This is a genomic window from Streptomyces sp. 2323.1, assembly GCF_900221035.1.
GTDB classification, from domain to species: domain Bacteria; phylum Actinomycetota; class Actinomycetes; order Streptomycetales; family Streptomycetaceae; genus Streptomyces; species Streptomyces sioyaensis.
On the sequence record NZ_LT907981.1, the window covers coordinates 3,197,804 to 3,222,003 of the forward strand.

General features: G+C 73.0%; 18 protein-coding genes and 1 pseudogene. 10 read left to right on the top strand and 9 right to left on the bottom strand.

Annotated elements, in window-relative coordinates:
- Positions 1 to 4: 4 nt before the first annotated feature.
- Positions 5 to 1,690 carry a serine/threonine-protein kinase gene (locus tag CPH93_RS13215; protein WP_231977426.1) on the bottom strand — a complete coding sequence of 562 codons (1,686 nt, stop codon included), beginning with the start codon at positions 1,688 to 1,690 and terminating at the stop codon, positions 5 to 7.
- A gap of 332 nt (positions 1,691 to 2,022) precedes the next feature.
- On the opposite strand from CPH93_RS13215, the gene CPH93_RS13220 reads away from it, so the two are divergent.
- Both CPH93_RS13220 and CPH93_RS13225 read left to right on the top strand, forming a co-directional pair.
- Entirely contained in the window at positions 2,023 to 3,486 is a 1,464-nt protein-coding gene (locus CPH93_RS13220; protein WP_096212960.1) for a PspC domain-containing protein, read from the top strand.
- Entirely contained in the window at positions 3,483 to 3,710 is a 228-nt protein-coding gene (locus CPH93_RS13225; protein ID WP_096212961.1) for a hypothetical protein, read from the top strand. Before CPH93_RS13220 ends, CPH93_RS13225 begins: the two co-directional genes overlap by 4 nt.
- 131 nt (positions 3,711 to 3,841) lie before the next feature.
- On the opposite strand, the gene CPH93_RS13230 is transcribed toward CPH93_RS13225, so the two are convergent.
- Both CPH93_RS13230 and CPH93_RS13235 read right to left on the bottom strand, forming a co-directional pair.
- Complete coding sequence (locus tag CPH93_RS13230) at positions 3,842 to 4,387, bottom strand: TQO small subunit DoxD (RefSeq protein WP_096212962.1); 546 nt, start codon at positions 4,385 to 4,387, stop codon at positions 3,842 to 3,844.
- A 393-nt stretch (positions 4,388 to 4,780) separates the two neighbouring features.
- On the bottom strand, positions 4,781 to 6,058 hold the full coding sequence (locus tag CPH93_RS13235) for a hypothetical protein (RefSeq protein ID WP_096215423.1): 1,278 nt from the start codon (positions 6,056 to 6,058) through the stop codon (positions 4,781 to 4,783).
- Between the two features lie 1,065 nt (positions 6,059 to 7,123).
- Here CPH93_RS13235 and CPH93_RS13250 point away from each other — a divergent pair.
- Entirely contained in the window at positions 7,124 to 7,882 is a 759-nt protein-coding gene (locus CPH93_RS13250) for a bestrophin-like domain (RefSeq protein ID WP_093649103.1), read from the top strand.
- 77 nt (positions 7,883 to 7,959) lie between these two features.
- Here CPH93_RS13250 and CPH93_RS13255 read toward each other — a convergent pair.
- A pseudogene (locus CPH93_RS13255) lies at positions 7,960 to 8,751 on the bottom strand (class II aldolase/adducin family protein); the annotation flags it as partial.
- Between the two features lie 139 nt (positions 8,752 to 8,890).
- On the opposite strand from CPH93_RS13255, the gene CPH93_RS13260 reads away from it, so the two are divergent.
- Positions 8,891 to 9,382 (top strand): SRPBCC family protein, encoded by a 492-nt coding sequence (locus tag CPH93_RS13260; protein ID WP_096212965.1) that lies wholly within the window; start codon positions 8,891 to 8,893, stop codon positions 9,380 to 9,382.
- A gap of 105 nt (positions 9,383 to 9,487) precedes the next feature.
- Here CPH93_RS13260 and guaA read toward each other — a convergent pair whose 3' ends face one another.
- On the bottom strand, positions 9,488 to 11,074 hold the full coding sequence (gene guaA, locus CPH93_RS13265; RefSeq protein WP_096212966.1) for a glutamine-hydrolyzing GMP synthase: 1,587 nt from the start codon (positions 11,072 to 11,074) through the stop codon (positions 9,488 to 9,490).
- 248 nt (positions 11,075 to 11,322) lie between these two features.
- Here guaA and CPH93_RS13270 point away from each other — a divergent pair, with 248 nt between their 5' ends.
- Together CPH93_RS13270 and CPH93_RS13275 are read left to right on the top strand one after the other, a co-directional pair.
- Positions 11,323 to 11,649, top strand: coding sequence for a chorismate mutase (locus CPH93_RS13270; RefSeq protein WP_093649100.1), 327 nt, complete (start codon positions 11,323 to 11,325; stop codon positions 11,647 to 11,649).
- An 890-nt stretch (positions 11,650 to 12,539) separates the two neighbouring features.
- Positions 12,540 to 13,622 carry an LAETG motif-containing sortase-dependent surface protein gene (locus CPH93_RS13275; protein ID WP_093484713.1) on the top strand — a complete coding sequence of 361 codons (1,083 nt, stop codon included), beginning with the start codon at positions 12,540 to 12,542 and terminating at the stop codon, positions 13,620 to 13,622.
- A 122-nt stretch (positions 13,623 to 13,744) separates the two neighbouring features.
- Here the strand turns inward: CPH93_RS13275 and CPH93_RS13280 are convergent, their stop codons facing one another.
- The 3 genes from CPH93_RS13280 to CPH93_RS13290 all read right to left on the bottom strand — a co-directional run bounded on the left by CPH93_RS13280 (position 13,745) and on the right by CPH93_RS13290 (position 19,397).
- Positions 13,745 to 15,574 carry a GMC oxidoreductase gene (locus tag CPH93_RS13280; RefSeq protein WP_096212967.1) on the bottom strand — a complete coding sequence of 610 codons (1,830 nt, stop codon included), beginning with the start codon at positions 15,572 to 15,574 and terminating at the stop codon, positions 13,745 to 13,747.
- Between the two features lie 59 nt (positions 15,575 to 15,633).
- Positions 15,634 to 17,346 (bottom strand): succinic semialdehyde dehydrogenase, encoded by a 1,713-nt coding sequence (locus CPH93_RS13285; protein WP_096212968.1) that lies wholly within the window; start codon positions 17,344 to 17,346, stop codon positions 15,634 to 15,636.
- A gap of 128 nt (positions 17,347 to 17,474) precedes the next feature.
- The gene (locus tag CPH93_RS13290) at positions 17,475 to 19,397 is read right to left on the bottom strand and encodes a protein kinase domain-containing protein (RefSeq protein ID WP_443031443.1); all 1,923 of its coding nucleotides are present in this window, start codon (positions 19,395 to 19,397) and stop codon (positions 17,475 to 17,477) included.
- A gap of 111 nt (positions 19,398 to 19,508) precedes the next feature.
- Between CPH93_RS13290 and CPH93_RS13295 the strand changes: the two genes are divergently transcribed.
- From CPH93_RS13295 to CPH93_RS13310, 4 genes are all read left to right on the top strand, one after another.
- Positions 19,509 to 19,979 carry a hypothetical protein gene (locus tag CPH93_RS13295; RefSeq protein WP_093484709.1) on the top strand — a complete coding sequence of 157 codons (471 nt, stop codon included), beginning with the start codon at positions 19,509 to 19,511 and terminating at the stop codon, positions 19,977 to 19,979.
- Positions 19,980 to 20,075: 96 nt separating this feature from the next.
- Complete coding sequence (locus CPH93_RS13300; RefSeq protein WP_231977311.1) at positions 20,076 to 21,158, top strand: hypothetical protein; 1,083 nt, start codon at positions 20,076 to 20,078, stop codon at positions 21,156 to 21,158.
- Positions 21,159 to 21,649: 491 nt separating this feature from the next.
- Positions 21,650 to 22,312 carry a response regulator gene (locus CPH93_RS13305; RefSeq protein WP_093484707.1) on the top strand — a complete coding sequence of 221 codons (663 nt, stop codon included), beginning with the start codon at positions 21,650 to 21,652 and terminating at the stop codon, positions 22,310 to 22,312.
- Complete coding sequence (locus CPH93_RS13310) at positions 22,309 to 23,610, top strand: sensor histidine kinase (RefSeq protein ID WP_443031444.1); 1,302 nt, start codon at positions 22,309 to 22,311, stop codon at positions 23,608 to 23,610. The genes CPH93_RS13305 and CPH93_RS13310 overlap by 4 nt, the downstream gene beginning before the upstream one ends.
- A gap of 145 nt (positions 23,611 to 23,755) precedes the next feature.
- On the opposite strand, the gene CPH93_RS13315 is transcribed toward CPH93_RS13310, so the two are convergent.
- A complete protein-coding gene (locus CPH93_RS13315; protein WP_093484706.1) occupies positions 23,756 to 24,130 on the bottom strand; it encodes an STAS domain-containing protein in 375 nt (124 codons plus the stop codon).
- Positions 24,131 to 24,200 lie beyond the last annotated feature (70 nt).

Below are 24,200 nucleotides of genomic sequence, written 5' to 3' on the forward strand. Positions count from 1 at the left end.
GCCGTCAGCTGGTCGGATCGGACCTGCGGAAGCCGTCCTTGATGTGCGTGAAGAGCTTCGCGAACTTGGTCCAGTTGTCCTTCGGCGCGGTCACGCAGATCGCGTACTCCTTGGCGCCCTCGCGGCCGAACCCGAGGTCGACGCCCCGGAAGGCGCGGGCCCGACCCTGGAAGGTGAACTCCCAGATCGCGGCGGGGTCGCCCTGGTAGACCGTGCGCTGCATCCGCAGCCGCGAGTAGACGGGGTACAACTTCTTGAAGGACCCCTCGACGTCCGTGAGGTGTTGCACCTGGTCGGGCGAGGAGAAGTCCAGGACGCTGAGAGTCATCTGGGCGCGGTCGGCGTCGGAGGAGTAGATGATCTCCCGTCCGCTGTCCCTGGCCTGCCGCTTCCAGCCGTCGGGCAGCGGGAAGGTCACACCGAGCGCGGACTCCGTGATCTTGCGGTAGCCGTCGGGGAGAGCCGGCGGCGGTCCGAGGCTGTTGTCCGGGACACGGGGACGCGCCGGGGCGTCCTTGTCCGCGGCCTCGTTGGTCACGCCGGTGTCGTCGCGCTGCGTCAGGTACCAGGCCGTGCCCGCCCCGCCGCCGGCGACCAGCACCCCGACGGCGGTCCAGACCGCGACCCGGGCACCCCTTCGCTTACGGGGCTTCTTGCCGCCGGAGGGCACGGCCACCGGGCCGGTCTTGGCCTCGCCGCCAGCGTCCGCGGCCGTACCGGCAGCGGTACCGTTCCGCGTCCCGGTACCCGTGCCGTTCCATGTGCCGGTTCCGTTCGTGGCGTACTCCGGGGCGGTGCCGTCCCCGCCCGTGGGCGCCACCGCCCGGGTCGGCGCATCCGTCTGCCCGTTCGTCGTGGCCGAGTCCGGGGCGCCGCGCCCGACCGTGCCCAGCGCGAGCGTCGGCCAGCCGAGCATCGCCGTGTCCACCTCGGCCTCGGAGGCCCGCAGCGCCTGCTCGACGACCTCGGCCGACGGCCGGTCCTGCGGCTCCTTGGCCAGCAGCGCCTCGATCAGCGGACCCAGCGAACCGGCGTTGCTCGGCGGCTCGTGCGGGTCCATGGCAATCGCGTAGGCCGTCTCGACCGCGGTGTTCTTCCGGAACGGGGGACGCCCCTCGACCGCCTGATAGAGCGTCGCGCCCAGCGCCCACAGATCGGAGGCGGGCCCCGGGGTTCCGCCCTTGACCCGCTCCGGCGCCAAGAAGTCGATGGAGCCCACCAGCTCACCGGTCTTGGTGAGCGTGGAGGCACCGCTGGCGACCGCGATACCGAAGTCGGTGAGCACGACCCGGCCGTCCTCACCGAGCAGGACATTGCCCGGCTTGACGTCCCGGTGCAGCACACCGGCGGAGTGTGCGGCACGCAGCGCCGCGATCATGCCGCGTCCGATACGGGCGACCTCGCGCGGGGTGAGCGAACTGTCGGCCCGCGCGGCTTCCTTGATGGCATCGCCGAGTGTCGTGGAGGGGACGTATTCCATGACGATGCAGGGCAGCCCGGCGTCGTCCACGACATCGTGCACCCCCACCACGTTGGGATGGTTGATGCGCGCCGCGGCCTGCGCCTCGCGGGTGGTGCGCTCATGACGCGTTGCCAGTTCGTCCTCTTCGAGCTGCGGCGAGACATGCAGTCGTTTGACCGCCACCTGGCGCCCGAGGAGTTCGTCCCGGGCCCGCCAGACGGTCCCCATACCGCCCTGGCCTATCCGTTCAACCAGGCGATATCGCCCGGCGACCAGTCGCCCCTCGTTCACCGACGCCGCCTCCGTCACCGCACGCCCCTCCGGAGCCCCGTACGTATCCAGGGCGCAACGATAGTCGCCACTGCGGGCGGACAGACCTTTGGCCACCACACGTACACGCCCTTCTTTCAAGCCGCGACAACAGCCCGGGGTCATATGCGAACGCACGAGGGATTTCACCACCCCCCTGGGGAGTCTCGGGGCCACCGGCCGCAGATCTCAGGGGTCCGCCAGGGTTTTCACCGATGCCGCGGCCCGGTGTTCCTTGTCACCATGGGCCCATGAGCGATACAGCCCCCGTCGAGGAACCGGCGCCCGGCAACCCTGCCGGCCCCGCCGTTCCCGCCCCGGCGCCTGCCCCGCTGCGCCGCAGCCGGCGGCACAAGGTGATCGGCGGGGTGTGCGCCGGCCTGGGCCGGCAGTGGGATCTCGATCCGGTGATCTTCCGGATCGTGCTCGCCGTGCTCTCCGTCGGCGGCCTCGGCCTCATCGTCTACGGCTTCGCCTGGCTGCTCATCCCCCTCGACGGCGAGGAGGAGAACGAGGGCCGCCGGCTGCTCTCCGGCCGGGTCGAGGGATCGGCGCTGACGGCCCTGCTGTTCGCGCTGGTCGGCTGCGGGCTGTTCCTGACCACGCTCGGCAAGGGCAGCACGATGCCGTTCGCCATCATGCTGATGCTGGCGGTGGCCGGCTCCGCCTATTGGTCGCGTCGGCGCCGGCAGGTGGGGGCGCAGGGCCCGGAGTCGCTGGACTCCGCCACCGCGCATGCCGTCGCCGATGCCCCGCCCGAGACCAAGGCGCCCCCGGTGCCGGCCTACCCCTCCTGGTGGCGCGACCCGCGCTCCAGGGAGGCGACCGGTCCGGCCTATCTGTGGGGGCCGGACAACGCCCCGCTCCCGCTCGACCTCAACTACCGGTATGAGCACGGCACCGGCGCGCCCACCGCCCCGTACGGCTCCTGGACCGGCGGGAGCCGTCCGCCCGGCGACCCTTCCACGCCGCCGCACGGCGCCCCTCCCGCCCCGCGCCGAACTCGCCACAGCGGCCGGTCGATCGGTGGCTGGACCTTCCTGCTCGCGCTGCTCGTCGGCGGCGGCACCGCGCTCGCCGTCTCCCGGCATGACGGCCTCGTCCCGTCCCTCCAGGCCGGGCTGGCGTGTGCGCTGGCCGTCTTCGGCCTCGGGCTCGTCCTCAGCACCTGGTACGGACGGACCGGCGGCGGCACGGTCTTCCTGGTGGTAGTCACCGCCCTGCTACTGACGGGGGCGGCGGCGATGCCCCGCAACCTCACCACCGACTGGCAGAAGCGCACCTGGACGCCCACCAGCGTCGGTGCCGTCCGGCCGCACTACGAGGTCGGGGCGGGGGAAGGCATGCTGGACCTCGGTGACCTCCCCCTCAAGGACGGCCGTACGGTCCACAGCAGCGTGGACGTGGCCTTCGGCCGCCTGGAGGTGCGGCTGCCGCAGGGAGTCAGCGCCCGCCTCCATGTCTCGCTCGGGATCGGCGATGTCCAGCTTCCCGGTGAGTCACCCCACGACGTGGACCTGTCGGCGGGCGACCGGCAGCGGACCATCACCCTGCCCGCCAACGGCCTCAAGAAGGGCGAGAAGCCGCGCGGTTCGGTGGATCTGAACCTCCATATCGGCGCCGGGCAGGTCGCCATCGAACGCCTCGCGCCGGACTCCGCCCCGCCGTCCCCCGTCGCGCCGACCGCCCCGAGCCCCCAGGGAGCCTCCCGGTGAACCGCCACCCCTTCGAGCCGGCCCGCCTCATCTCGGGACTCGCCGCCCTCACCGTCGGCGCGGGCTACGGCCTCGATGCCCTCGACCTCTGGCAGGCCCCCGGCCTCTGGCTGCTCCTTGCCCTCCCCGTCGGCCTCGCCCTCTCCGGCATCGCCGCCGCCTGGACCTCGGCCCGCCGCCACCGCACCCCGCCCGCAGACCCACCGCCCGTCACGCCCTCTTGACCAGGCGCACATCCTCCTGGCCCGGCACACGCACCTGACCCGGCGCCGCCCTCCCGCCCTGATGGACGCCGCACCCGGCCACCCGGCCGCCCCGCCACCCAGCAACCGCCCGCCCAGCAGCCCCCGCCCGCCTAGCCGTACAGCTGCGCACCGTGCCGCTTGCGGCGGTTCGAGAGGGCGGAGTCCAGGGAGAACCTCGGTGTTCCGGCCAGTACGAGCGGGACCCAGGCCATCAGGTAGGCCAGGTCGTTGCCGTAGTAGTACGGCGTGGTCGCCCAGCTCACGGTGAGCCACAGCATCAGCGAGATCAGCGCACCGCCGAACGCCGCCAGCCGCCCCAGCAGACCCACCAAGGCCCCCAGGCCGACCGCCAGTTCACCGGCCGCGATGGCATAGCCGAAGATCACCGGATTCTGCTGCGCAAGGTCGATGAGCTGCGGAAACGCCGCCGCGTCATGGACTTGGCGCAGTGTTTCACCCAGTGACCCCGCACCGGAGGCGGACAGGAACGCCGGGTCCGTCAGCTTGTCGATGCCTGCGTAAAGGAAAGTGGCGCCCAGGAAGAGCCGCAAGGGGAGCAGCGCATGGCGCGCCCACTGTCCCCGCATTCCGGTGGCGGGGCCGTCCAGGCTCGCACCTCCGAATTCGGCACCCATCGTGCGATTCGCATGAACCATGACGTCCGCCTCTCCGTTACCACCGGGCGCACACGATTGTGCCCGCGCCCGCGCCTCGTGGGGAGATACGTACGCACATGCGCAAGAGGTTCAACGGATGGATGCACTTCCGGCCGCTGGGGCACACGGAAAGGTCACGCCCCGACCGTCACACCACCGCGGACGGCCCTGCCGACGGTGGCCGCCAGAGGAGACGGCCCGGCAGAGGAGACAACCCGACCCCCGGCCCCCGACGCCCGCCGCCGGCCGCCCGACCGCCAACGCCCGGCAGCAGCCGCCCACAACCGCCCCCACCAGCTCCAAGACACGCCACCCGGACCAGCTCCACCGCCGCCCCGAAGATCCGCAGATCCGAAGCCCGCAGCCCCGAAACTCCGGAGCACACCCCACCCCTCAGTCCAAAATGTCCAGCGGATACCCAGCCGTCTCCACACCAGCGGCCGTGATCACCCGGACCTTCACCCGGCCCGGCTCGACATCGACCGGCACCGGAACCGTCAGCACCCCGTCCGTGGGATTGGCGAAGCCGCCGGCCACCGGGACCAGGGGGACGGGGACATGGACGTCGCCGATCCGCACCACGGTCCGGGCGAGCCGGTCGGGCGTGCCGGCGCCCGGCGGGACGAAGCCGGCGCCGCGGATCTCGATGTCGTCACCGGTGCGGACCGGTGCGGCGAGGTCGCCCAGCTCACGGGAGCGCACAACGGAGAGGATCACCGGGCGGCCGCCCGTCACCAGCTTCCCCATCAGGGAGGTCGTCCCGGAGAGCCCCGCCAGAAGCACCAGGCCCCAGGGCAGCTGCGGCAGTTCGTTCGCCTGCCGCGCCAGCCGTACCAGTGCACAGCCCAGGACGGCGGCGTTCACCAGGACGTACTGCACGTCCAGGAAGCTGCCGCGCCCCGCGTCGTCCGTCAGCAGATCGGCGGCGCGCGGCCGCTCCGCGGGAACCTTCTGCAGCCACCCGGACCGCACCCGCGCGCCGACCAGCCCGTACGCCAGCACGGCCACACCGCAGGCGACGCCAAGCATCGCCAGCAGGGAGCCGGACCGTGCGAGCGCCAGGCCCTGGAGCAGGGTGCGCCGCGCCTCCGGGGTGCCGGCCAGCGCCAGTTGCACCGCGAGCGTCAGGACGGCGTACAGCACCGCACCCGCCCAGCCGGCCGCCACCGTGCGTGAGGTGGACAGCCGCCCGTCCTCCCCGATCAGCGGTGCCAGCGCCCCGCCGTGCGCCCGGTGCCACCAGGCCGCCGCCGTCACCCCCAGCGCGAGGACGACGGCGGCGAGCAGCCCCGCCGTCCGGGTCGCCGTCCAGCCATGGGCGAGGGCGGTCAGCGCCTGCCCGAGCAGCACGGCCACCACCGCGCCCCAGACGCCGAGCAGGGTGCGCCGCCGTACCGTCGTCAGCCAGGTGACCCGCTCGGCCGCACGTCGCTTGGTCAATTCCTGTGCCGAGAGGGTGAGTTCGTCCGAGACCCACTGCCGGGAGGCGCCGGCGGAGCGGGCGAGCCCGGCCGGCACCCCACGCCCGGCGGCGAAGTCCTCCCGCAGCGCGACGAACGCCGCCACCGCCTGCCGGTGCCCCACGCGGGCGCCGTGCGGACACTGCCCGCACCGGCACTCGCCGCCGTCGGCGCCTTCCGCGCCCTCCCCCGGCTCACCCGCACCGGTCATCCCGCCCGCCGCATCCACCGCCACGTCCGATACCGCCCCGCCACCGTCATCAACTTGTCCCGTACAAGGGGGAATTGTGCCGTAGAAAGCCGGGGCCGATATCAAACATCCAGCTGGCGGCGGGTGGTGGGGCGCATCGGCGCGTTGACGTACGGCATCGGGAGCGCCGGGGAGCCGTGTGCGCCCCGGCATTTCCGTACCGGCGTACGTATCCGTCCGCACATCCGACCGGCCGCGCGCCGGGAAATACAGCCATGTCCCCTATTTGGGCGAACCGGGGTACGGCGACGGCTGAGCCGTCCGTGTGCTGCGCAAGCTCTCGCCGTGTGCCACGTACCCGGACCGCACAGGTCACTCAGAGCGCCCCGGCCGGCGGGACCACCGCCGCGCCGGCCCGGCGACCGGCGGAGCGCCCGTCTCCCGCAACTCCTGCGCGCTCTGGGACGCCTGGCGCCCAGGCTGCTGGCGGCCGCCGCCGTATGTCTGCTGCTGACCGGGGCCGCCGCGCTGCTCGCCACCGCGCCGGCGGCAGCCGCCGCTGCCCCCTACGGCCGCCCGGTCGCCGGCGACAACTGCGCGTACGCCGGGACCGCACCGCCGGTGGACGTGCCGACCGGCTTTCCCATGCCGCACGGCTGGCACTTCCCCTGCACCCGGACGACACCGCCGGCCCCGCCGCCGCCCCGCCCGCCGGCCCCTCGTCCGCACACCCCCAGGCCGGCGCCGCCGCCCCCTCCCCGGGCCCGGCCAACGCCGCCTCCGACCCCACCTCCGCCGCCCCCGACGCCACGGCCCACTCACCGTGCCCGCCCCGCCGTACCCCCGCCCCCCGCGCCCCGGCCCACCCACGCGCCGACGCACGCGCCGACCCGCCGTCCCTTCTCCCCGCCGCCCGTCCTGCCCCGCAGCCATGCCCAGGTGTCCCACAAGCCGCACGGCAGGCGCTCGATGGTGACCACGGTCCTGCTGCTCACCGCTCCGGCCGTGCTGGCCGGGGCCGCCCTCCGTCCCCGTTCGAGCTCCTCGTCCGGTTCCGCCGGACGCCGTTCCTCGTAGGAGGTCTCCATGTCGCAATGGCTGGTGCTGACCATCGCCATGGCCGCGGTCTGCGGCGTCGTCCTGACCATCACCGTCCTCAAGGAGCGGCGGATCACCGAGGACGACGACCCGACCGAAACGCCGGATGTGATCGAGTATCTGACGATGATGGTGGGGGTGGTCTACGCGATCGTGCTGGGCCTGGCCATCGCCGGCGTCTGGGAGGCGAGAAGTGCGGCCGAGGACACCGTACGGACCGAGGCCCAGGCGCTGCACGAGGTCAGTGCGCGGGCCCGGGCCTATCCCGCGCCGGTGCGGGACCGGATCCGCTCCGATGTCGGGGCCTATGTGACGTATGTGGTGCACAAGGAGTGGCCGGTCATGGCCGAGCAGGGGGAACTGACCCAGCGCGGCAGCGATCTGCTGACGAAGGTCCGGGCGGACGTCACCGACTACCACCCGCGCAACGACTTCGAAGGGCAGTCCTACCAGCCCCTGATCGATCAGGTCGCGGCGGCCGACGGGGCCCGCGCCGCCCGTGCGGACGCCGCCGGTTCGACGCTGCCGGGCGTGGTGTGGTTCGGGCTGATCGCCGGGGGCGCCATCTCCATCGGCGTGATGTTCACCCTGCAGATCCGGCGTTCGGGGCGGGAGTTGCTGATGGCCGGGCTCTTCAGCGCGCTGATCGCCTTCCTGCTGTTCCTCGTCTGGGACTTCAACGCGCCGTTCAGCCACGGCATCTCGGCGACCGTGGCGCCGCTGCGTGAGCTGTTGCCGCCCTCGTGACACCGGGGCCTGCGGGGCGGACGGACGTCCCGCAGGCCCCACCCCCCAAGACCCCTCAGGCCCCCTCAAGGCCGCCCTCAGTCGAAGAGGTCCGGCTCACTGCGGGCGATCTGCTGGTACAGCGGCTGGTAGTTGATCCAGGCGACCAGGTCGTTGCCCAGCTGTTCGCGGGTGTGGACGGCGCTGTGGTGGTCGATCAGCACCGGCTTGCCGGCCGCCTTCGCGGTGAGCTGGACCTGGCAGGAGCGCTCCATCGTGAGGAACCACCACGCCGCCGCATCGACCGAGTCGCCGACCGTCAACAGCCCGTGGTTGCGCAGGATCACGGCCTTGTGCGGGCCGAGGGCGGCCGCGATCCGGCGGCCCTCCTCCTCGTCCACGACCACGCCCGTGTAGTCGTCGAAGAGCGCATGGTCCTCGTAGAAGGCGCAGACGTCCTGGGTGATCGGCTCCAGCAGCTCACCCAGCGCGGACAGCGCCCGGCCGTACGTGGAGTGGCTGTGCGCCGCGGCGACCACGTCCGGGCGCGCCCGGTGGACCTGGGCATGGATGGCGAACGCGGCCTGGTTGACGTGGTAGCGGCCCTCGACGACCTTGCCCTCCGCGTTCACCAGGATCAGATCACTGACCGTGATGTGCCGGAACGACATCCCGAAGGGGTTGACCCAGAAGCAGTGCGGGAACTCCGGGTCGCGGGCGGTGATGTGGCCCGCGACGCCCTCCTCGAAGCCGCAGCGCCCGAAGAGGCGCAGCGCCGCGACCAGGCGTTCCTTGCGGTGGCGCCGTTCGCCCTCGACGGTCTCGTGCGTCGGCGGCATCGCGAAATGCAGCTGTTCGGTGGGTATGGGCGTCGGCTCGGGCATCGCGGCTCTCCTCCTGGCACGTACGGCTCTTGATGCTCGAAGCGGAAGCTACCTTTCACTACCGCAGGTAACCAGGGCCAAGGCGGACACAGATCGGTCGGCCTGCATCATGAACGCACCAGAAACGGCAGCGGAGGGGCACATCATGAGGGCCGTATCGGTCAGCAAGGACATCAGCGCCACACCGGGGCAGCTCTTCGCCGTCCTCCGGGACCCGGCCCGGCATACCGAGCTGGACGGCTCGGGCATGCTGCGCGGCCGCCCGGAGGGGCCGTCGCAGCTGGCGCCCGGCGACCGGTTCAGCATGGGCATGGCGCAGGGGCGCCTCGCCTACCGGTCGGTGAACATCGTGGTGGAGTACGAGGAGGACCGGCTGCTGGCCTGGGAGACCTGGGGCGAGGTCGGCGGCCGACGGCTGGTCGGCGGGCAGCGCTGGCGCTACGAGCTGACGCCCGTGGACGGCACGGAGCGCAGGGACGGCACCGAGGCCGCAGGGGTCACCCGGGTCACCCACACCTATGACTGGTCGCGCGCCCGGCTCCCCCGCCTCGTCGTCGAACTCCCCGGCTTCCCGCGGCGGATGGCCCCGGCGATGGCCGCGACGTTGGAGCGCCTGGCCTCGGCCGTACGGGGCTGAGGACGCGGCCCGCCCGGCGGTGAACCGGGGCGCGGCCGCCCCGACAACGCACCACGCCGCCGCCCGGTGGCCCGGACGGCGGCGTGGGTCAGGCGGCGAGTGGGATCACTCCCACTCGATGGTGCCCGGCGGCTTGCTGGTGACGTCGAGGACGACGCGGTTGACGTCGGCGACCTCGTTGGTGATGCGGGTGGAGATGCGGGCCAGCACCTCGTACGGCATCCGCGTCCAGTCCGCGGTCATCGCGTCCTCGGAGGACACCGGGCGCAGCACGATCGGGTGACCGTACGTCCGGCCGTCGCCCTGGACGCCGACCGAGCGGACGTCGGCGAGCAGGACCACCGGGCACTGCCAGATCTCGCGGTCCAGACCGGCCGCGGTCAGCTCCTCGCGGGCGATGGCGTCGGCCTCGCGCAGCAGGTCCAGGCGCTCCTTGGTGACCTCGCCGACGATGCGGATGCCCAGGCCGGGGCCGGGGAACGGCTGGCGCTGGACGATCTGGTCGGGCAGGCCGAGCTCGGTGCCGACCATCCGGACCTCGTCCTTGAACAGCTGGCGCAGCGGCTCGACGAGCTGGAACTCGATGTCGTCGGGGAGGCCGCCGACGTTGTGGTGCGACTTGATGTTGGCGGTGCCCGTACCGCCGCCGGACTCGACGATGTCCGGGTAGAGCGTGCCCTGGACCAGGAAGGCGACTTCCTCGCCCTCGGCGCCGGCGTCGGCGACCAGCTCGGCCTGGGCCTGCTCGAAGACGCGGATGAACTCGCGGCCGATGATCTTCCGCTTCTGCTCGGGGTCGCTGACCCCGGCCAGTGCGGTCAGGAAGCGCTCCTCGGCGTCGACGACCTTCAGCTGGACGCCGGTGGCGGCCACGAAGTCCTTCTCGACCTGCTCGGACTCGCCCTTGCGCTGGAGACCGTGGTCGACGTAGACGCAGGTCAGCTGGTCGCCGATGGCCTTCTGCACGATGGCGGCGGCCACCGAGGAGTCCACGCCGCCGGACAGCCCGCAGATCGCACGCTTGGTGCCGACCTGCGCGCGGATCGCGGCGACCTGCTCCTCGACCACGCTGGTGGTGGTCCAGTTCGGCTCGATGCCCGCGCCGCGGTAGAGGAAGTGCTCCAGGACCTGCTGGCCGTGCGTGGAGTGCATGACCTCGGGGTGGTACTGGACGCCGTAGAGCTTCTTCTCGTCGTTCTCGAAGGCGGCGACCGGGACCACGTCGGTGGACGCGGTGACCGTGAAGCCCTCGGGGGCGGCGGAGCAGGCGTCGCCGTGGGACATCCACACCGACTGCTCGGCGGGGGTGCCCTCGAAGAGGGTGGATCCCGGGCGGGTGACGGTCAGCGGGGTACGGCCGTACTCGCGGGCGCCGGTGTTGTCGACGGTGCCACCGAGGGTGGTGGCCATGAGCTGGAAGCCGTAGCACATGCCGAAGACGGGGACACCGGCCTCGAACAGCGAACGGTCCAGGCTGGGGGCGTCCTCGGCATAAACGGACGAGGGACCGCCGGAGAGGATGATCGCCTTGGGGTTCTTGGCGAGCATCTCGGTCACCGGCATGGTGGACGGCACGATCTCGCTGTAGACCCGGGCCTCACGGACTCGGCGGGCGATGAGCTGGGCGTACTGTGCGCCGAAGTCGACTACGAGGACGACGTCCGGGGCAGCGGCAGGGGGCGCTGATGGCACTTCGGCGGCCTTCCGGCGGTGTGGAGCAGGGTTGGACTTTCGATTCTAACGGGCTCATACTGAGCCCCATGAACAAGCAGCTGACCTTCGTCTTTACCTATGGCACCGGCCCAACCGGCTGCCATGGTCGTGCTGCTTGATCCACTGACGAGCAACTTCCCAGGCGCCCCGGGCCGACAAGGTCCGGGGCGTCTGCGTCTGTCAGGACCGGCCGTCGGCTCCGGGGCCACACACCCCAGGAGACGCACATGAGGACCGAGACCCCCACCGCCCCCGGCACGACTCCCACCGCCGCAGGCACTGCCGCGGACACCGGCGCACGCACCCCGGAGGCCGCCGGGCTCATCACCGACGCACGGCAGCGGATCGACGATCTCGACGGCCGGATCATCGGCCTCGTCCAAGAACGGATGGCCGTCTCGGCCGTCATCCAGCGCGAGCGCCTCACCTCGGGCGGGCGGCGGGTGAACCTCTCCCGCGAGATGGAGATCCTCGCCCACTACCGCGACCAGCTCGGCAAGCCGGGCACCGCGCTGGCGATGACCCTGCTGGAGCTGTCCCGGGGCCAGATCTGAGGCATCCGGGGCCCGCGGCATGGCTGGTTCCCGACGGTGCGCGGGCAGCTTCCGGTAGGGGCGGAGCGCGTGGCAGAGCGGGCGCGCCCCGGCGCAACTGCCGGATCTGCGTTCGGTTGCCGACTCACCCGTACGGCGCGTGACCGGCCGCCGCGAGGCTTCGTTGTTCCCGGTGCCACGCCAGCCAGGCGCGGCCTGCAGGACTACGCGTAGACGCCGCCCCACGGGCGGAACCCCGGAGCGATGAGACGCCGACCGCCAGCCGCGGTCCGCGTCGTGGGACCTCGCTCCGGTGCAGTGACCGGTCAGCAGGGGACAGCAGCCCGGTCACATCCGATGGGGTGGTCGGTCCTGGGGACGCCCGGGACCGACCGCATCCGGTCGAAACGGTTGCGCCAGGTGAGGCGCATCCAGGACGATGCTTGACGCACCACACTCCGCTTCCGGCAGGGACCTCTGCCACGCCATGGATCCGGCCACCGCCGGGATCCGCAGCATCGAGCACCACCCCGAAGAGCCAGCGGCGCTACCCCCCCCCCAGCGCCGCCATCGGTACCGGCGCTGCCCTGACGCCGGCACCGAAAGCCAAGGGCCCCGTGGCCGTCCGCACCCCCCTCGCGGACGGCATCCGGGGCCCTTCGCTGTGGGGGGCGCGCGCCGGGCGCACGGCCTCCGCCGGGCCTGGGCCTGTGGGTTTCCCTTGAGAAGCCTGTGAGACAGCTGTGACGGATGTGACGGGCATCACGACGGCAATCCTGGTTGAGCGAACAACCTTTTTCGGCCATGGCCGGTCATGTACCTGCAATCGCACGGCCATACCGCGCCCCCACCGCGACGGCCCGCACCTCACTTGTGCCGGCTTTCGGCACGCTGGACCCCGAGAGGTCTTGATGAAGCTTCGCCGTGCCCTGACGGCCGCCGCCGCGACGGCCGTCATAGCGCCCGCCGCCCTGATGGCGGCCCCCGCCGCGTTCGCGACGACCGGTCCCGAGACCGAGGCCGGCGCGAGCGCCGAGCCGACGCCGGGCACCCCCGGTGCCGAGCAGACCGGCGACACCACCACCCAGCCGGCGACGCCGGGCGCCGGTGACGCGAGCGCGCCGGGCGACACCACTCCGGGCGACGACGGCACGACCGGTGAGCAGACCGGGGACGGCGCCAAGCCGTCCGCGCCGGCCACCCCCGGCGCCGGCACGAAGACCGGCAGCCCGGCCAAGCCCTCCGCCTCCGTCTCCGCCGAGCCCACCGAGCCGGGCGACGACGGGGACGAGTCCGACTGCACCGTCGACGACGCCGCGATCAAGGTGACCGTCGCCCATCTGCCCTCCAAGCTCGTTGCGGGCGGCGGCTGGAAGGGCTTCAGCGTGCACCTGGCCAACACCACCAACCACACGCTCGACGAGGTCTACCCGGTCATCTACGCGGTGCCGACCGAGAACATGGACCACCCCAAGTCCCAGCTCGACCTGGAGTACCAGAACCCGGACACCGGCAAGTGGACCTCGTTCGACGAGTGGACCGACGGCCAGTACTTCGGCTGGTTCCAGCTCGACGGGCACCAGACCGCCGAGCTCAAGATGCGCATCCGCGCCGACAAGGGCGCCAAGGCCGGTGACGGCTTCGCGCTGGTCGCGGGCGACTACCAGAACAAGGACGGCTCCTGCGGCTGGTCCGAGGAGCAGTGGTACGACTTCACGATCCTGACCGCCGGCAGCAACCCCGGCAAGATCCCGCCGGCCAAGCCCGGCAAGCCCGGCAACAAGCCCGGTCCGCAGGGCGGCGGGAAGCCGGTCGGCACCGCCAAGCCGAAGGCCGGCATGGACAAGCTGCCGGTGACCGGCAACCTCGCCGAGACCGGTGCGTCCTCCGCGCTGCCCACCCTCGCCCTCGTGGGTGGGGTCGCCATGGTCGTCGGCGCGGGCGCGGTCTTCGCCGTCCGCCGCCGTAAGACGGACGGTGGCGCCGCCGCGTAACGGCGGACGCAGTGCAGTGGGGCCGCATCCGGACCGGGACGCATGAACCAACAGCGTCCCGGAGCGGGTGCGGCCCCTCGTCACGAGCAGGTGTACGGCCCCGGGCGGGCCGAAGGCGCGTCCTAGCCGGCGGACTCGGACTTCTTCGGCGGTACCGGCGGGACGGCCAGGAGCGGCAGGTGCAGGGCGCCGAAGGCCTTCGCGGGGACGGCCGGGCGGACCGGCTCGACCGGTGTCAGCCGCCGGTAGCCGCGGCCCTGGGCGGGGCGCGGGTCCGGCTCGCCCTTGTTGGGCCACAGCGACATCGCCCGCTCGGCCTGCGCGGTGATGGTCAGCGACGGGTTGACGCCCAGGTTGGCGGAGACCGCGGCGCCGTCGACGACCGAGATGCCGGGGTGGCCGTAGAGGCGGTGGTACGGGTCGATGACGCCCTGGTCGGCGTCCGCACCGATCGGGCAGCCGCCCAGGAAGTGCGCGGTCAGCGGGGTCCCCATCAGCTCGCCGACATTGCTGCCCGCGAAGCCGTTGATCTCCTGGGCGAGCAGCGTGGCCGCCTCGGTGGCCTCGGGGATCTGCTCGGGGTTGGGCGCGCCGTGGCCCTGCCGCGCCGTGAGCAGGCCCTTGCCGAGTCCCTTCGGCTTCCGGTACGTCGTCAGCGAGTTGTCGAGGGACTGCATGACCAGACCGATGATGGTCCGCTCCGACCAGCGGCGGTTGGACAGCGACCGCACGGCCAGCAGCGGGTGGCGGGCCACGTTCGCCAGCCAGCCCGCGACCCGCCCGGCGGGGCGGTAGGGCACCTGGAGGATGGTCAGGCCGCCCATCGCGTTGGAGCCCCGGCCGTAGCGGACCGGCTCGATGTGGGTGTTCTCGTTGGGGTGGATCGACGAGGTGATCGCCACGCCCCGGGTGAAGTCGGCCTTCGCGCCGTGCCGCTTGCGGTAGCGGCGGTTGTCGGTCTGCGCGCCGACCAGCGCCTCGGAGTTGGTGCGGGTCAGCGCACCGAGCCGGCCGGAGACGTACGGAAGCAGGCCGCTGTCCTTCATCCGGTGCAGCAGGGTCTGCGTGCCGTAGGTGCCGGCCGCGAGGACGACGCGGCGGGCGGTGAACGTCCGGCCCGCGCCCTTCTTCTTGTTGTCCGTCGGGAGGGTGCCGACGGCGAAGCCGCCACGGGAGTCCTCGGTCAGCGAGACGACCGAGGTCATCGGGTGGATGACCGCACCGGCCCGTTCGGCGAGGTGGAGGTAGTTCTCGTTGAGGGTGTTCTTGGCGCCGTGGCGGCAGCCCGTCATGCACTCCCCGCATTCGGTGCACGCCCTGCGGGCCGGGCCGGCGCCGCCGAAGTACGGGTCAGGCACCTCCGCCCCCGGCTTCCCCCGCGCGCCGCCGTCCGCGTCCTCGCCGTCCCCGAAGAACACCCCGACCGGCGCCATGTGGAAGGAGTCGCCGACGCCCATGGCGTGTGCGGCCGCCTTCAGATGCACGTCGGAGGGCGTCATCGTCGGGTTGAGCCGTACGCCCAGCATCCGCTGTGCCTGGTCGTAGTACGGCGTCAACTCCTCCTGCCAGTCGGTGATGTCCTTCCACTGCGGGTCGTCGAAGAACGGCTTCGGCGGGACGTAGAGGGTGTTGGCGTAGTTGAGCGAGCCGCCGCCGACGCCGGCGCCCGCCAGGACCATGACGTTGCCCAGGAGGTGGATGCGCTGGATGCCGTAGCAACCGAGCGCCGGGGCCCACAGATAGTTGCGCAGGTCCCAGGAGTTCTTCGGCAGCGTCTGCCGGGTGAAGCGGCGGCCGGCTTCGAGGACGCCGACGCGGTAGCCCTTCTCGGTCAGCCGCAGTGCGGAGACCGCGCCGCCGAAGCCGGAGCCGATGACGAGCACGTCGTAGTCGTAACCGTCCGTCCCGGCGCCGTCCGGTTCCTGGGGGCGGGCAGAGTTCTCCTGGGGCACTGGCTCTCCCTGCTGGTTCTGGCGGAGCGGCGGGGCCGGCTGACCTGCCGCGGGCGGCCTCAGCGCAGGCGGAACGCCTTCATCGCGCGCAGGCTGCGGGTCATCAGCTGTGCGTACTTCTCATCGGTCAGCCCGAAGGACGGAGCGATCGGCATCAGCCGCTGCTGGGCGACGGTCTGTGCCTCGGTGTACTTCAGGATGCCCTCGGAGCCGTGCCGGCGGCCCAGGCCCGAGTCCCCCATGCCGCCCATCGGCGACTGCACGCTGCCGTAGCCGGCGGCGTAGGACTCGTTGACGTTGACCGTGCCGGTCCGCAGCCGGGCGGCGAGGGCGCGGCCGCGGCGGCCGTCCTTGGTCCAGACGCTGGAATTCAGGCCGTACGGCGTGGCGTTGGCGAGCGCCACCGCCTCGTCCTCGTCGCGGAAGCGGTAGATCGAGACGACCGGACCGAAGGTCTCCTCGCTGCAGACGGCCATCGGGGCCTGGACGCCGTCGAGGATGGTGGGCTCGTAGAAGAGCGGGCCGATGTCGGGGCGGGGGCGGCCGCCGGCGACCAGCTCGGCGCCCTTGGCGACGGCCTCCTCGACATGGCGGGTGACGGTCTCCAGCTGGCGCTCGCCGACCAGCGAGCCCATGTCGGCGCCGTAGGCGAGGGCGTTGCCCAGCCGCATCGCCTTCGTCCGGGCGGCGAACCGCTGGACGAACTCGTCGGCGATCGACTCGTGGACGTACAGCCGCTCGATGGAGATGCACAGCTGGCCGGCGGAGGAGAAGCAGCCGCGGACGGCGCCGGCGGCGGCCTTCTCCACATCGGCGTCCGCGAGGACCATCATGGCGTTCTTGCCGCCGAGTTCGAGGCTGACGCCGACCAGCCGGGCGGCGGCGCCCTGGGCGACCTCGCGGCCCGTACGGGTCGAGCCGGTGAAGGAGACGTAGTCGGCGTGCTCCACAACGGCGGGGCCGACGACCGGGCCCTCGCCGAGCACGACCTGCCACAGCTCCTCCGGCAGCCCGGCCTCGATGAGCTGCTCACGGGCCCACAGCGCGGTCAGCGCGGTCTCCGTGTCGGGCTTCATGACGACGGCGTTGCCCGCGACGAAGGCCGGCAGGGCGTCGCCGACGGACAGCTCGAAGGGGTAGTTCCAGGGGGCTATCTGACCGATGACGCCCCGGGGCTGGCGGAGTTCGGTGACCTTGGTGAGGGTCGGTACGACGCCGGTGTGCCGCTTGGGCCGGAGGTAGGCGGGGGCCTTGCGGCCGTAGTGGCGGGCGGTGACGGCGACCGCCAGCACCTCCTCGTGGGCGTGCAGCCGCGCCTTGCCGGTCTCCAGCTGGATCAGGTCGAGCACCTCGGCCTGGCGGCTGAGCACCAGGTCGTGGAAGCGGAGCAGAACCGCCGCACGCTGCCGAACCGGGACCTTGGCCCAGCTTTCCTGGGCGGCGCGGGCCCGCTCGAAGGCGGTCGCGACGTCCTCCGGGGTGGACTCGGGCAGGTCGGCCAGCTTCTCCCCGGTGAACGGGGTGTGGTTGGCGGTCCGGCCGGTGCCCACGACGCCGCGGGTGAGCCGGGCGGCGAGCTCCGGAGTGACCACGTCGGCCGCGGTACGGGCGCCTGCCGGGGTGGGGGCGACCGGGTTGCCGTCGGCGGGCGCCGGGGCGGCCTCGTCGGTGGCGGCCTCGGCAGGCGCGGGGGCGGGCGCCGTCGTTACGGGAGCGTCGTCGGGGGCCTCGGCGGCGGAGGGGGCTGTTCCGGTGTCCTGCGAGTCCGTCATGTCGGCGAGGGTATGCCTCCCCGGACGCTTTGTGTACCCGGGAGTAATGAGTTTTCACGGCGCACGCACAATCGCGCCAGCGCCTGCTGGCCGTAAGGGCGCTGGTCTGGGACAACCGGGAGCCCGGCTCACGCCCCCGGCAGCCGGAAGGCGTCGAGCGCGGTGCCGAGGTGGCGCCTGGCCTCGCCGCGCGAGCCGAGCGGGGCGGAGATCCACACGTCGATCATCCGGCCGCCCTCGTCCCAGCTGAGGTCATAGGTGTACCGGGGGCCGCCGTCGTGCGCACCGCCGTCCCAGACGAACTCCCAGAGCCCGGCCCGCAGTCCGTTGTGGGTGGTCTCGGTGACGCGCCCCCCTCGGTAGCCGGAGTAGTCGGCGGGGCCCTGCGCGTCCGCCGTCCGCATCGCGCCCAGCGGCCCCTGGGGCACCTGCTCTTGCAGCTGGACGCCGATCCGGAAGCGTCTGCCCCGGGAGGAGTAGTAGACCCGGTCGTGCTCGTACGCGCGGCGGAAGCCGGCCGGTACGGCGATCACGAAGCCGACCGGGTCGCGGACGAGCCGGTAGCCGGCCGGGAGCGTGCCGGTGGGGGCCGGCGAGGGCGGCGCGGTGACCGTGACGGTGGGCGTAACGGTGGGCGTCGCACCGCCGGTGCTCCGCGTCGGCCCCGGGCCCGCGGTCTGCGGGGAACGGCCGGGCCGGCCGGTGCCGTCGTCGGCCCCGCTGCGGTGCGTCAGCAGTACGGCCAGGCCCACGCCCGTACCGCCGATCACCACCGCCGCCAGCGCGACCAGCAGGGCGGTGCGGGTACGGCCGGTGTGCGGGCGGGCGGCCGCGGCCAGCGCCCGGTCGTCGAACGCCGCCGCCCGGACCGGTGCGCCCGGGGCCCGGCCGTCGGTGCGCCCGGCGCCGTCCGCGGCAGGGGCAGGACCCGGGCCAGGCCGGGCAGCGGGCCCCACATCGGCGGCCAACGGGTCCTCGCTGGGCGGGTGTTCACCGGGCCGGCTGCCGTCGGCCCCGTCGCGCAGGGCGGCATGGGCGTCGGCGCCGGGATCGTAAGGGTCCTTGGGACCACCGGCGCGCGGCCCGCCGGGACCCGCCGGCCCGCGCGCCTCCGCCACGGCCTCGGCCGCGCGCCCGGCGCCATGGCCATGACCGCGGCCGGGCCCGGCACCATGGCCATGCCCCCGGCCGGATCCGCCCGGACCACGCTCGGGGGCGCGCCCCGACCGCAGATAGCCGCGCAGCAGCTGCTCCGTCTCGGCGACGCCGAGCCGGCGCGCCGGATCGCGCTCCAGGAGGCCGTCGACGACGGCACGTAACGGGCGGGCGGCTTCGGGGAGTTCGATCTCCTCGTACACGACGGCCTGCAGCACGGCGCCCAGCGAGTCGCGACGGAACGGGGAGGCGCCGCTGAGCGCGGCACACAGCAGCGCCCCCAGCGACCAGAGGTCGGCCTCGGGCCCCGTACCGCGGCCGGCCATCCGCTCCGGCGCGGTGTACTCCGGCGAACCGACGAAGCCGCCCGTATCCGTCAGCGTCGTGACACCGGAGACCTGGGCGACGCCGAAGTCGGTGAGCACGACCCGGCCGGTGCCCGGCTCCATCAGGACGTTGGCGGGCTTGAGGTCGCGGTGCAGCACCCCGCGGGTGTGCGCGGCCCGCAGCGCGCCCAGCAGCGCGATGCCGATCCGGGCCGCCTCGCGGGGCGCGACCGGTCCCCCGCTCTGCAGCCGGTCGGCCAGCGACGGCCCCTCGACCAGCTCCATCACGATCCACGGCCGGCCGTCCTGCTCGACGACATCGTGCACGACGATCACATTGGGGTGCTTGATCCGCGCGACGGTCCGCGCCTCGCGCATCGCCCGTCCGCGCTGCACCCGCGCCTCGGGCGCGTCCGGTCCCTCCCCCACGTGCAGTTCCTTCACGGCGACTTGGCGGCCCAACAGCTCGTCCTGGGCGCGCCAGACGGTCCCCATTCCGCCCCGGCCCAGCCGGACCTCCAGCCGGTAGCGGCCGCCGATCAGTCTGCCCTCGCCGGAGACGATCCCCATGGCCCCCATCTTGCCGCACCACCTCCCGGCCGCCAGGGGTCACGCCGCACGGACCGGCCATGGTCGCGCACACCCTGCCGCCGGCCCGGCCCGCTGTGATCAACTGCCGCCATGGAAGCAGTTTTGGCAAGCGTGGTGGCCGTCGTCGGCACCCTGCTGGGTTCCGGCATCACCCATCTCTTCCAGAGCCGGGCGACCGACCGCAGCGAGCGGTTCGCCCGCGCGGAGCGGCTGCGGCAGGAGCGGATCGACGCGTACTGCGCCTACGCGGGCGCGCTGCTGGACTACCGGCGGGTCCTCGTCCACCGCTGGTTCGTGCTGCACGAGGGCGAGCGCTGCGCCGAGGACACCCCGGAGCTGCGCGAGGAGATCTACAAGAACCGCTATGCGGCCCAAGAGGCCATGTTCCGGGCGCAGATGGTGACCGAGGATCCGGAGATACTCGGCCGCAGCGAGGAGGTGATGTCGGCGGTGACCGAGCTGCACTGGGCCGCGGACCGCGAGGCCCTCACCGCGCTGCGGGCCACCACCCGTCAGGGCATCCGGGACTACATCGCGGCCACCGCCCGCCATGTGCGCTGATCATGCGACAGGGGAACCACCCGACACACGGGGTGGAACCTCCACCGGCTCTCCCGCCGTCCTTGACACAGTGAGGCTGTTGTACGGGAACTGCCGGTGCGACAGCTGCGAGAGGCGGAGCGGGGGTCGGTCATGGTGATGCAGGACGGAGGAACGGTGGATGTCCGCCCTGGCCCCGACCCGGGCCGGGCCGCCCCGGAGCACCGCGACGCCTATCTCCTGACCGGTCTGTGCCTGGCCCTCTACGCGGGCGCGCTGCTCGCCTGGACGGTCTGCGGCATCGTCCAAGGCGACGGCAGCGCCTGGGACTTCATCGAGGGCCTGTTCAATCCGGCTTCCGCCGCCGCGCCCTCGCTGCTCGGCCCGTACGAATGGGCCTTCACCGCCGCGTTCCTGGTGATCGCGGGGCTGGCGCTGGCGCAGCGGCGGCTGGCCCGCTCCGCCGCCCTGATGTCGGGCTTCCTGCTGCTCGCCGCCTCGTTACGGGAGGGCGTGGGCCTGTGCCACGCCGCCTACCGCCATGAGTACAGCAACGACCCGCTGGGCAGCTGGGCGCTGGCCACCCGCGGTCTGGGGCTGGTGGTGGCGCTGGTCGTGCTGTGCGTGATGTTCCCGGCGAGCGAGCGGTGGCGCTCCGCCCGGCCGGCCGGCCGGAGCGCGCCCGCCCCGGAGGCCGACTGGCGCCGCTCGTCGCGGATCTGCGGCGTGCTGTTCCTGCTGATGGGCCTGGCCCGGCTCGGCTGGGTGGTGGCCGATCTGACGGCCACCGAGGCGGACGCGCTGCGCTATCTGCGCGATGCGGTCGACGGCTCGGTGCTGGGCACCCTCGACATGACGGCGTCCGCCGAGTTCACCACCCTGGGGTCGGTGCTCGTCCTGCTGGTCCTGGGCGTACTGGCCTTCCGCGGCCGGCGGGAAGTCCGCGGCGCACTCCTGGTCTTCGCCGCGATGGAGCTGTATCTCACCGTGCGCACCGTGGTCTGGCTGACCGTCACGGACTTCTTCAACCAGTCCGTCGAGACGCCCGCGGGCGCGCTGTCCATGGCCACGACGGCATACGGCCTGGCGGCCATGACCTCCGTGGTCGTCCTGGCCACCGGGCGCGGCTTCGGACCGTACGGCGAGGTGCGGGCGGAGGGCTTCCGGACGCCGGCGGTGGGGCGCAACGGCGGGGTGTAGGGGCGACGGCTCCGGGATAACGGGCACGGACCGGGGGCGGGCGCACGGGAGTTGCGGTATCGGGCGGCGCAGCTCACCACTGCGCTCGGGGATGCGTAACGGGGTCGCGGAGAGTTGTGGTGCGCGCCTGGGGGCGAAGGATGCCCCGTCCGCGTAGGACCGCCGCAAACGCCCTGGTTGTGCGGGGGAGATCCCCCTCCGGACCGCCCCCGCACAACCAAAGACGGCCGTCGCGTGTGGGGGTCGCGGCGGCCGCCGATGTGAACTGCAACGCGTCCTGGGCTTGTGGCCTCTTCAGTGGTGCAGCATAAGGACCACTCTGCCAACGGGGCCTGCCCCGGGACATCCTCCAGAGGTCGCGGGCTGACCCCCGCCGCTCGGCGGGGGTGTGGGTCCGTCGCAGGGCGGGCCCGTACGGCGGGGGACGGAGTCGCGCAGCGCCGGGCGGTTCCGCGGGCTCGGAACGGGTGCGTAGGAGAAAGGGGCGGCCGGTGATCCGTGTCGCTGTGGTGGACGACGAGCGGCTGGTCAGATCCGGACTGCGGATGATCCTGGGGACCGCCCCGGACATCGAGATGGTCGCGGACTGTAGTGGGGCAGAGGCCGTGGAGACCGTCCTGGGGTGCGCGGCCGAGGTCGTGCTGCTCGACATCCGGATGCCGGACGTGGACGGGCTGACCGTACTGCGCCGGCTGCTCGCCGCCCCCGAACCGCCCGCGGTGGCGATGCTGACCACCTTCGACGCCCAGGAGTACCTGACCGCGGCGCTGCGCGAGGGCGCGGCCGGGTTCCTGCTCAAGGACTCCGACCCGGAGCAACTCGTCCGCGCCGTACGGACGCTGGCGGACGGCGGCAGCGTGCTGGACCCGGGGGTGACGCGTGCGGTGATCGGCGGCTATCTGACCGCCGAGGACCAGAGCGCGGCGGCACGGGCGGTGCGCGGGCTGACGCCGCGGGAGTCGGAGGTGCTCGCCCTGCTCGGCGAGGGCCTGGGCAACGCCCAGATAGCCGACCGGATGGGGCTGGCCCCCAGTACGGTCAAGGACCATGTGCGCGCCCTGCTGGGCAAATTGGGCGGCATCAACCGCGTCCAGGCGGCCATCGTCGCTGACCGCGCGGGCCTGGTGACGGGCGCTCCGCGGGGGTCGTGGTGAGCACCGGCGGGGGGCGGGAGCGTCGTCGGGGGCCCGCCGGGCCGCTGGCGGCCGCGTGGCGCGCGGCGGCGCACGGGGCCCCGGGACGGCTGCTGCGCCGGATCACGCCGGTGACGGTCCCGGTGCTGCTCGCGATCGCCGACGCGATGCTGGTCAACGGCGTCGGACTGGGCCTGGAGCTGGGCGTCTCGGTCGGTGCCGCGGTAGTGCTGCTGCTGCGCCGGCGCTTCCCCCTGCTGGTCTTCCTCCTCACCCTCCCCGGCCTCTACATCGGCTACATCTGGTTCGCGCCGATGATCGGGCTCTACACCCTGGCCGCCCGCCGGCCCGGCCGCGCGCGGCTGGTCATCTGTGCGCTGCTGCTGATCGCCGCGCACTTCTTCCCGTATCCGATCTCCGACTTCGAACTCACCGACTACCGCGAGAACACCCTGGTGCTGATCGACGCCACCGTCACCTCGGCCGCACCGATCGCCCTGGGCCTGCTGATGCGCACCCGGCGGGAACTCGCCTCCCGCGTCGAGGATCTGACCCGCAGTCTGCGCCGCGAGGACCGGCTGCTCGCGGACCGGGTCAAGACCACCGAACGCGCCCGGCTCGCCCGGGAGATGCACGATGTGGTGGCCCACCAGGTCAGCCTGATCAGCCTGCAGGCGGGGGCGGTGCAGGTCAGTACGGAGGACGCGGCGGCGCGCGCCGGGGCCCGGACGATACGGGAGCTGTCCGTACGGACGCTGGAGGAGCTGCGGCACATGGTGGGTGTACTGCGGGCGGACGGCGGCGACGCCGGGGCGGCCCAGGATCTCGCGCCGCAGCCCGATCTGGAGGAGCTGCCGCGGCTGATCGAGATGAGCGCGCTGGATGTGACGTACGAGGGCGGCGTGGTGGCCGGTGCGCAGGGCGCGAAGACGGTGGAGCGGGCGGCCTTCCGTACGGTCCAGGAGGCGCTCACCAACGTCCGCAAACATGCGCCGGGGGCACGGGTCCGGATACGCGTGGATCCGCTGGACGACGCGGTGCAGGGGAAGGGAGAAGGCGCGGGCAGGTCCGGGGGTGCCGACGAGAGCCGTGCGGGGCACGGACTGCGGGTGGAGATCCGCAACGGGCCGCCGGATGCGACGGCCACGGTCCCTGCGCTGCCCGGCGGCGGACACGGGCTGGTCGGGCTGCGCGAGCGCGCCCAGAGCCTCGGCGGAACGCTGGAGGCGCGGCGCACCTCCGACGGCGGCTTCGTCGTACGGGCGGAGCTGCCGTACGGGCGGGTGGGCTCCGATCCGGGTGAACTCGGGGCCGGGTGAGTACGGGGCCGGGTGAAGGTGAGGGCGGGTGAGTGCGGGCCGGTGAGTCGAAGCCCGCGCTTCAGGTGGCGATCCGCTTCAGGTGGCGATCCGCCTCGGGCGGCGATCCGCCTCGGGCGGCGGGCCGCGTCAGTGAGGGAGCGCGTCAGGCGGTGAGCGGTGCGGCCGCCTCGTCGACGGCGGTGAGCAGGTCGGGGTAGACCTCGAAGAGGCGGCGGACGCCGAGTGCGGCCAGCACCCGGTTGACGTGCGAACCGTCCACGGCGCCCTGCGCCGGGAGGATCAGCCGCAGCCGCCCCTGACAGGAGCGCATCAGCCGGCGGGCGGCGATCAGCACCCCGACGCCGCTGGAATCGCAGAACCTCACCTCGGAGAGATCGAGCACGAGGGAGCGCCGGCCGTCGGCCACCGCGTCGTGCACATGCTGGCGCACCGCAGGCGACGTGACCAGGTCCATCTCACCGGAGACCTGCAGGACGGCCCATGGGCCCTTTTCGTCTTCTGCCACCTTCAACGACACGCGCTCGAAGCCTTTCGCTCGCTTTCGTACCGGATGATCCCGGTGGTGTCCGGAACTCACCCTTCCCCGC

Excerpts from the sequence above, each read along its gene's own strand:
- CPH93_RS13215 (WP_231977426.1), bottom strand. The coding sequence starts at position 1,690 with ATGGGGACCGTCTGGCGGGCCCGGGACGAACTCCTCGGGCGCCAGGTG.
- CPH93_RS13220 (WP_096212960.1), top strand. The coding sequence starts at position 2,023 with ATGAGCGATACAGCCCCCGTCGAGGAACCGGCGCCCGGCAACCCTGCC.
- CPH93_RS13230 (WP_096212962.1), bottom strand. The coding sequence starts at position 4,387 with ATGGTTCATGCGAATCGCACGATGGGTGCCGAATTCGGAGGTGCGAGC.
- CPH93_RS13235 (WP_096215423.1), bottom strand. The coding sequence starts at position 6,058 with ATGACCGGTGCGGGTGAGCCGGGGGAGGGCGCGGAAGGCGCCGACGGC.
- CPH93_RS13250 (WP_093649103.1), top strand. The coding sequence starts at position 7,124 with ATGTCGCAATGGCTGGTGCTGACCATCGCCATGGCCGCGGTCTGCGGC.
- CPH93_RS13260 (WP_096212965.1), top strand. The coding sequence starts at position 8,891 with ATGAGGGCCGTATCGGTCAGCAAGGACATCAGCGCCACACCGGGGCAG.
- CPH93_RS13270 (WP_093649100.1), top strand. The coding sequence starts at position 11,323 with ATGAGGACCGAGACCCCCACCGCCCCCGGCACGACTCCCACCGCCGCA.
- CPH93_RS13275 (WP_093484713.1), top strand. The coding sequence starts at position 12,540 with ATGAAGCTTCGCCGTGCCCTGACGGCCGCCGCCGCGACGGCCGTCATA.
- CPH93_RS13285 (WP_096212968.1), bottom strand. The coding sequence starts at position 17,346 with ATGACGGACTCGCAGGACACCGGAACAGCCCCCTCCGCCGCCGAGGCC.
- CPH93_RS13290 (WP_443031443.1), bottom strand. The coding sequence starts at position 19,397 with ATGGGGATCGTCTCCGGCGAGGGCAGACTGATCGGCGGCCGCTACCGG.
- CPH93_RS13295 (WP_093484709.1), top strand. The coding sequence starts at position 19,509 with ATGGAAGCAGTTTTGGCAAGCGTGGTGGCCGTCGTCGGCACCCTGCTG.